Here is a 4,034-nt window from a genome sequence, read left to right on the forward strand (position 1 = left end):
GGATAGCCAACTTTCTGCCAGCGCTGGTGGATGTCGAGGAACGCTTCGATTTCCAGGATGGTGCGGATACGGTTGTCACGGGCGCCCTTGTGACGGCTCTTGAACAACCAGCTGTAGACTTCCTGGCGCTCGAACTGGCTGGCCTTGACGATGTCCTTGAACGTGGCGTCCGGGTGGGTCAGCAGGTAGCCCATCATCCACAGGTCCAACGGGTGGACCTTGGCGATGAAGCCCTGGTCGGGCAAGTCGTAGGTGCCGGGACCATAGGCGAGGTACAGGCGTTCGAGGCGCTCGTCGGTGAGTTTCTCCTTGTCGGTGGACTTTTCGCCTGTGAGGTGCGAACGCACAAAGGTGTTGAAACTTTGCTGGCTGGCGTGGGGTAACAGGTAACGGTGTACGGCGGCCAGGCGGATGGGGGTCGGGCGCATGCTGTCGAGGAAGGTCTCGAGCCGCGCCTGGGTGTCCTTGTTCTTGTATTTCTTCCAGAACTTGAGCAGGAACGACGTGCCTTCGCGGTCGGCGAACGAGGCCAGGTATTCCTGGCGCCGAGGGTCGCGATCATCCTTGAGCAGTTCGGCCCGGTTGTTGGGGCCCGAATAGGTGGTGTAGCGCACCAGGTCGCGCATCAGGCGAATGAACGGCAGGTTGATCGACTCACGCAGGGAATCGCGCAAGGTCGGGTTGCGCCCGTTGTCTTCCTTGCGGAAGTTATGAAACACATGCAAGCCGCCACCGGTGAAAAACGCTTCGCCGGGGCTGGCGGAGTACTTGCGATCCAGCGCGGCGCCGAGCATGGGTTGCAGGCCGTGGTCCTTGTTCTGGATCAGGTAGTCGACCACCCAGCGGCTCAGGCGATCCTGCTCCGGCACCTCGACTTTCTTCAGGTCCGGGACACTCATCTCGGCATATTTGTCGTGCAACTCGGCAATGATCTGCAGGTAAGTGGTCAGCACGCGCATTTTTGCCGTGGAGCCCAGTTCCAGTTTGCTGCCTTCATTGATGTCGAACGGCTGGTCGGTGCTGTCGGTCTGCACCCGCACCCGCGAGCCATCCGGGGTCAGTTCGAACAGGGTGAAGCTGTAGCGCACCTGGGTGGTGCTGGTGGGGGTCAGCAAGCGTTCGCCCATCAGGCCGATTTCAGCGGCATAGGCCGGGTCGGCCAGGCGCTTGAGGTAGGCGGTGGCCTGGGTTTGCAGGTCGCCTTGCAGGGTGCTGGTGGCCGAGAGGTCGAGCCGGTCGAGATCGTACAGCGGACGATTGAGCAGCCCGGCCAGGCGGCTGCGTGCCACGCTGATGCCCTTGTTGGTTTCGATCGGTTGAATGGTCGGTTGGGTGGCCCAGTCGCGATAGGTCACTTTGCTCGCCAATGCCGCGGCGGCAAAGGGCGCATCGATCACGCCGTTCTGTGCAAGCAGGCGAATGTGGCTGTCGGTGAGGTCGGCCAGTTCATCGCGACCCTTGGTCAGGTAATGGGAAGGACGACGTTGGGCAATCATCAAGGACAGCATTTCGCGCAGGGCCAGGCCTTTGTCCGCCAGGCTCTTTGCATCCGTGGCATCGCTCGCCAGGGTTTTATTGGCCGTGTTGAAGTCGGCGCCGTACCACACGCGCAAACCCTCGGCCATGCCATGGACCTCACCGTGGCCCGGCACCGCCGACAGCGGCACGCTGTTGAGGTAATCGCGCACCACGTTCTGCCGGGCCTTGAGCGTTTGCGGCCCATCCTGATAGGCGCGCACGGTGGCGGAAACCATCTGGCGAATCTTTTCCCCGCCCGACACGGTCAACCCGTCGGGTGAGTGCCGATATTTCTCCAGTTGCGTGGCCAGGGTGCTGCCGCCTGCCGATTGACCGGGCAGGTGCAGCATCTTGGCGACCTGGGTATAGGCCGCCATGCCGAATCGCGGCCAGTCCACAGCCGGGTTGGCCAGGGGCTGGCGTGGGTCGAGCAGAAAGCGGTTTTCGATGAACAGCAGGCTGTTGACCACCACCGGCGGGATCGCCTCGAAGCTGGAATAGAGCTGTTGCGGATACTTGTACTGGTACAAGGGGTTGGCGCGGCAATCGGTGATCGACAATCCCGCCTGGATTTTCTCCGCATAAGGCACGAACAGGCCCTTGCCCGTGTAGTCCATCAGGGCAGGAGAAAACCGGGTCTGGGCGGAAATCACGTAATCACGCTTGAGCAGGCGCGGCAGGAACTCGCCCAGCGAGCTGTAACCCAGGCGCAAATCGAAGGGGCCAGCGCCAGGGTAGCGGATCGAGTCGGTGGGACCGGGTTTGAGTTCATAGCTCAGGGTCTTGGCGAACTTGCTGGCTTCCCGAGCTTGAAACCGTGACGTGCGCATCTCCTTGGACGCCGCGAGGCCCAGGACAATTGCAATGATCACCACTAACAGCCAAAACGCTTTCCAGCCGTGCTTGACGCGACTGCGAGGAGGTTTTTCAGGTATTGGCGCTTCATCCACAGGTTCAGTCTGGACCACGTTTTTACTCGAATCGGTTTGTTCTAAAGCGCCCATAGTCGATTGATCCATTCACGCGCAGATTGATCGGACTTGTCTGAAGCTTAGTAGGAGCTGTCGCAGGCTGCGATCTTTTGATCCTGCTTTCACACAACAAAGTCAAAGGATCGCAGCCTCGTTGCACTCGGCAGCTCCTACAGGGCCGATCCAGAGGCGTCCAGAGCATTACCGAAACATGACGACGCACCAATACCGTGCAATACTCGCCGCCGTTTCAAAAGCGAAAAATCCTACAAAGCCTAGGCAATCCATCTCCGTAGATAGCGCTTTTACCGAGATTTACACCTGATTTTTGTGATTTATAGAGTGAAAATCTCTGTCGCGAGCTTTTTATACTGCACCCCCCGCTGATCGCGCAGGTTTTGCCCTGCAAGACGGTTCTGCCCATGAAGCAGGGTCGGTTACGGGAGGCGCTGGCTTATCGGTCAACGCTTCGCCGCTCGGTGGATATATCCAATAACAAGACGAGGTTGTACCCCATGCCCGTAGGCAATCAGTTGCCCCACGGCGAGACCGCTCAAGGCGGCCCGCTCAAACGCGAACTCGGCGAACGGCATATTCGCTTGATGGCGCTCGGTGCCTGTATCGGCGTCGGTCTGTTCCTGGGTTCGGCCAAGGCCATCGAAATGGCTGGCCCGGCCATCATGCTGTCCTACATCATTGGCGGCCTGGCCATCCTGGTGATCATGCGCGCGCTCGGCGAAATGGCCGTGCACAACCCGGTCGCCGGCTCGTTCAGCCGTTACGCCCAGGACTACCTCGGCCCGCTGGCGGGCTTCCTGACCGGCTGGAACTACTGGTTCCTGTGGCTGGTGACCTGTGTCGCGGAAATCACCGCCGTGGCGGTGTACATGGGCGTGTGGTTCCCCGATGTGCCGCGCTGGATCTGGGCGCTCGCCGCGCTGGTCAGCATGGGCTCGATCAACCTGATCGCGGTGAAAGCCTTCGGTGAATTCGAATTCTGGTTCGCCCTGATCAAGATCGTCACCATCATTGCGATGGTATTGGGTGGTATCGGCATCATCGCCTTCGGTTTCGGCAACGACGGTGTGGCCCTGGGGATTTCCAATCTCTGGACCCACGGTGGTTTCATGCCAAACGGCGTGCAGGGCGTGTTGATGTCCCTGCAAATGGTCATGTTCGCCTACCTCGGCGTGGAGATGATCGGCCTGACCGCCGGTGAAGCGAAAAACCCGCAGAAGACCATTCCCAGCGCCATCGGCTCGGTGTTCTGGCGGATCCTGCTGTTCTACGTCGGCGCGTTGTTCGTGATCCTGTCGATCTACCCGTGGAACGAAATTGGCACCCAGGGCAGTCCGTTTGTGATGACCTTCGAGCGCCTGGGCATCAAGACCGCCGCTGGCATCATCAACTTTGTGGTGATCACGGCCGCGCTGTCGTCCTGCAATGGCGGCATCTTCAGCACCGGGCGCATGCTCTACAGCCTGGCGCAGAACGGCCAGGCCCCAGCCGGTTTCGCCAAGACCTCCAGCAACGGCGTGCCGCGTC

The 4,034-nt window shown here is 60.4% G+C and carries 2 protein-coding genes; one reads left to right on the plus strand and one right to left on the minus strand.

Annotation, left to right across the window (positions count from 1 at the left end):
• A partial coding sequence (locus tag ABWY06_RS12250; RefSeq protein WP_353925844.1) for a transglycosylase domain-containing protein occupies nt 1–2,522 on the minus strand: 2,522 nt, incomplete at its 3' end.
• A gap of 482 nt (nt 2,523–3,004) precedes the next feature.
• On the opposite strand from ABWY06_RS12250, the gene ABWY06_RS12255 reads away from it, so the two are divergent.
• On the plus strand, nt 3,005–4,034 hold a 1,030-nt coding region (locus tag ABWY06_RS12255), incomplete at its 3' end, for an amino acid permease (RefSeq protein ID WP_353925845.1).

This window comes from Pseudomonas sp. (assembly GCF_040514055.1).
Lineage (GTDB): Bacteria > Pseudomonadota > Gammaproteobacteria > Pseudomonadales > Pseudomonadaceae > Aquipseudomonas.